The sequence below is a fragment of the Xanthomonas sp. SHU 166 genome (assembly GCF_000364685.1).
GTDB classification, from domain to species: Bacteria; Pseudomonadota; Gammaproteobacteria; order Xanthomonadales; family Xanthomonadaceae; genus Xanthomonas_A; species Xanthomonas_A sontii.
In genome coordinates, this window is record NZ_AQOJ01000585.1 from 1 (window position 1) to 4,163 (window position 4,163).

Sequence of the window (4,163 nt, forward strand, 5' to 3'; positions counted from 1 at the left end):
CGCAAAGGTCCACTCCATGCCGGTGGCGCGCGTTTCCAGCGCGGTGATTTCGCCGATCCGGCGCAGCAGCGCCGGATTGCGGGTCGCGCCCAGGCCGATGTTGTGCGGGAACAGGGTGGCGCCGACGATGTTGCTCTGCCCGTGCACCGCATCGATGCCGAACAGCACCGGAATCGCCTTGCCGCCGTGCGACGTGTCCATCGACGCCGCATAGAACGCATCGGCCAGCGCCAGCCATTCGGCCGGTGCGGCATCGTAGCGGCCGCCGGGATCGGAATTGCCGCCGGCCAGGATCGACCCCAACCGATAGGTGCGCACGTCCTCCGGGGTGAGGCTGCCGATATCGCCCTGCACGAGTTGGCCGACCTTCTCCTCCACCGTCATGGTGGCGATCAGCGCGGTGAGGCGCTGTTCCAGCGCGGGATCCTCGGGCAGCGGCCAGCGCACGCTGGGCCAGGGGCTGGCCTCCGCGCGAGCGGGCGCCGCGGCCTGGACGTCGCCCTTGCACACGGCGAGCGCCAGCAGCAGCGCGGCCAGCAACGCGCCGCTGTGGCGGGTGGAATCGGTGTCGGTCACGGCGCTGCTCCTTGCCGCTGCGCTCAGCGCAGCAGGTACTGGTTGATCAGGTTCTCGTAGCGCTCCTGGCGGCCGCTGATCTGCCGCGGCTCGCCGCCCTTCGCGCCCAGTGCGGCCAGCTCGGCGAGGCCGAGCGCACCGCGCGCGAACTGCTCGCCGGCGCCGCTGTCGAAGCTGGCATAGCGCTCCTGGCGCCAGCGCTCCCACGGCGAATCGTTGAGCAACGCATGGGCGACTTCCAGCCCGCGGGCGAAGGCGTCCATGCCGCCGATGTGGGCAATGAACAGATCGTCCAGCTCGGTCGATTCGCGGCGCACCTTGGCGTCGAAGTTCAGGCCGCCTTCCAGGCCGCCCTGGCGCAGCACCACCAGCATGGCGCCGACGGTGTCGTACAGATCGGTGGGGAACTGGTCGGTATCCCAGCCGTTCTGCGCATTGCCGCGGTTGGCATCGATGCTGCCCAGCAGGCCGTGGTCGGAGGCCACCTGCAGGTCGTGTTCGAAGGTGTGGCCGGACAGCGTGGCGTGGTTGGCCTCGATGTTGAGCTTGAAATCCTTGTCCAGGCCATGCGCCTTCAGGAAGCCCGCCACCGTCGCGCTGTCGAAGTCGTACTGGTGCTTCATCGGCTCCATCGGCTTGGGCTCGATCAGGAAGTTGCCCTTCAGGCCAATGCTGCGGCCGTAGTCGCGCGCCATGCTGAGGAAGCGCGCGAAGTGCTCGAGTTCGCGCTTCATCTGCGTGTTGACCAGCGAGGCGTAGCCTTCGCGGCCGCCCCAGAACACGTAGTGTTCGCCGCCCAGTTCCACCGTCGCCTCCAGCGCCGCCTTCACCTGCACCGCGGCGCGCGCCACCACGGCGAAATCGGGATTGGTCGCGGCGCCGTTCATGTAGCGCGGATGCGAGAACAGATTGGCCGTGCCCCACAGCAGCTTCATGCCGGTCGCGTCCTGGCGCGCCTTGGCCAGGCCCACCATGTGCTTGAGGTTCTTCTCGTACTGCCCGGCATCGTCGGCGTCCGGCGCCAGGTCGATGTCGTGGAAGCACCAGTACGGCACGCCGAGCTTGGTGAAGAACTCGAACGCCGCATCCACTTTCGCCTCGGCGCTGGCCATCGGCGCGCCGACCTCCCACGGGAAATGGCGCGTGCCCGGGCCGAACGGATCCTGCCCTGCGTTGCAGAAGGTGTGCCAGTAGCAGACTGCAAAGCGCAGGTGATCCTGCATGGTCTTGCCGCCGACGACCTTGTTCGCGTCGTAGACCTTGAAGGCCAGCGGGTTGTCCGAGCCGCGGCCTTCGAAGGGGATGCGGCCGATGCCGGGGAAGTATTCCTTGGCGCCGATGAAAGGCTGGGTGTGCATGGTGCGGGTTCCTGTCGTGGTGGGAGGGCGTGCGAAACGGGCAATCAGCCGCGGAACAGCGGCAGGCAGGTGTCGAGGTGGCGCAGAAAGCGCGCATAGGCCGCGGCATAGGCCTGGGTGCGCGCCGGATCCGGGCGGGCGGACCGTTGCGGATCCACCGCCACGTGCCGCTGCGCGATATCGGCGATCGAGGCGGCATCGCCGCGTGCCAGGCCGATGGCCCACAGCGCCTGCAAGGCCGCACCGAACGCCGCGCCTTCCGGCTGCGCGGGCACGTCCACCGGCAGGCCGAACACATCGGCCACCAGTTGCCGCCACGCGCCGCTGTTGCTGCCGCCGCCGGTCAGCACGATGCGCTCGAAGTGCATGCCGGCACGCACGAAGGCGTCGAAGCCGTACTTCAGGCTGTAGGTCGCCCCTTCCATCGCCGCGCGATAGAGGTGGGCCGGGGTCATGTTGGCCGTGTCCAGGCCCGCCAGCAGGCCCTTGCCCAACGGCAGGTCCGGCGTGCGCTCGCCATTGAGGAACGGCAGCATCACCAGGCCGTCGGCACCGGGCGCGGTGGCGTGCAGATGCGCATCGCCGTCGCGGGTGCTGAAGCCGAATGCGGCGGCGACCTGTTCGGTCGCCACGGTGCAGTTCATCGTGCAGATCAGCGGCAGCCAGCCGCCGGTCGACGAGCAGAACGCGGCCCACGCACCGTCCGGATCGACCACCGGCGTGTCGGAGTAGGCGAACAGGGTGCCCGAGGTGCCCAGGCTCATCGCCAGGCGACCGGGCACGACGCAACCGGTGCCGATGGCCGCCATCATGTTGTCGCCGCCGCCGACGGCGACCTTCAGCGTCGTCGGCAGGCCGAACAGCCTGGCCGCGGCCGGGGCGATGTCGAACAAGGCATCCGGCGCGGCGAAGCGCGGCAGGCAGTCCGCCAGGTCGCGCTGCGGATCGGTGGCACGCAGCAGCTCGGTCGACCAGGTGCGCGTGCGCACGTCCAGCCAGCCCGTGCCCGACGCATCGCCGTATTCGCAGAAGCGCTGGCCGGTCAGCACGAAGTTGAGGTAGTCGTGCGGCAGCAGAATGGTGGCGAGCCGTGCATAGGCGTCGGGTCGATGCGTCTTGGTCCAGGGCAGCTTGGAGGCGGTGTAGCCGGTGAGGATCGGATTGCCCGCCAGTGCGATGGTGCGCGCCGCGCCGCCGACTGCGTCCATGATCTGCGCGCACTCGGCCGCGGTGCTGGTGTCGCACCACAGCTTGGCCGGTGCCAGCACCTCGCCTGCCGCATCGACCGGGACGAAGCCATGCTGCTGGCCCGACACCGCCAACGCGCCGAGGCGCGAGCGCAGGGACGGATCGATGGCCTGGAAGCAGACCTGCAGGGCCCCGACCCAGTCGGCCGGGTTTTGTTCACGGCTGCCATCGGCGGCGGCATCCAGATCCAGCGGCGCACTGCTGCTGGCCACGACGCTGCGCCCGACCGGGTCGTAGACCACGACCTTCAGGCTCTGCGTTCCCGCATCGATTCCGGCTACCAGTTCCCTTTCTTCCACGTCGTACCGCCTTTTCGTTAGCGCTATCATTTTTGGACGACAGCGTGTGTGCCGTTACGCCAGGGATACGCTCCGCTGCCAGACGTCCGGGGTCGCCTTGCAGTAGCGTTCGATGAACTCCGCCTGCGACGGCATCGCCGCGCTGGCCTGCTGCAGCGGCTGCCGGATCCGCGTCAGCAGCGTGCGCAGGTCGGCATCGCCGATGGCGGCGGCCAGCGGATGCGGCGGTCCCGGCTGGATGCCCTGCCCCAGCAACACGCTGGTCCAGGAGTCCACGCGGAACAGTTCGCCCGGGTCCTGCCAGGCGTGCGCCCGCTCGCGCCAGGCGCGCAGCCGGATCGCCAGCGACTCGGGCAGCGCCATCTCGCGGCACGCCTTCCACATCGGCTCGTCGCGCTGGGTGGCGTGGTAGTGCAGGATGATGAAGTCGCGCACGTGCTCCATCTCCTGGCGGCTGACCGTGTTGTACAGCTCCACCAGCGCCGGGCTGATGCCGTCGTGAGGAAACAACTGGATCAAGCGCACCACCGCGCTGATGGTCAGGTGGATGCTGGTCGATTCCAGCGGCTCGATGAAGCCGCTGGCCAGGCCCAGCGCCACCACGTTTTTGTTCCAGGCCTGCAACCTGCGCCCGCTGCGGAACGGCACCAGCCACGGGTCGCGCAGCGGCGGGGGGGGGGGG

At 69.2% G+C, this 4,163-nt stretch carries 3 protein-coding genes and 1 pseudogene; all 4 read right to left on the minus strand.

Annotated features, from left to right (window positions below):
* Window positions 1-456 (minus strand): annotated as a pseudogene (locus D180_RS14605) (glycoside hydrolase family 3 N-terminal domain-containing protein); the annotation flags it as partial.
* Between the two features lie 143 nt (window positions 457-599).
* A complete protein-coding gene (gene xylA / locus D180_RS14610; RefSeq protein ID WP_017913382.1) occupies window positions 600-1,934 on the minus strand; it encodes a xylose isomerase in 1,335 nt (444 codons plus the stop codon).
* Window positions 1,935-1,978: 44 nt separating this feature from the next.
* Entirely contained in the window at window positions 1,979-3,481 is a 1,503-nt protein-coding gene (xylB, locus tag D180_RS14615) for a xylulokinase (RefSeq protein ID WP_043091032.1), read from the minus strand.
* Window positions 3,482-3,535: 54 nt separating this feature from the next.
* The coding region (locus D180_RS14620; RefSeq protein ID WP_043091033.1) for a tryptophan 7-halogenase at window positions 3,536-4,163 on the minus strand (628 nt) is incomplete at its 5' end.

Bases quoted from the DNA above. Each gene is read 5' to 3' on its own strand.
- xylA (WP_017913382.1), bottom strand. From the start codon at position 1,934: ATGCACACCCAGCCTTTCATCGGCGCCAAGGAATACTTCCCCGGCATC.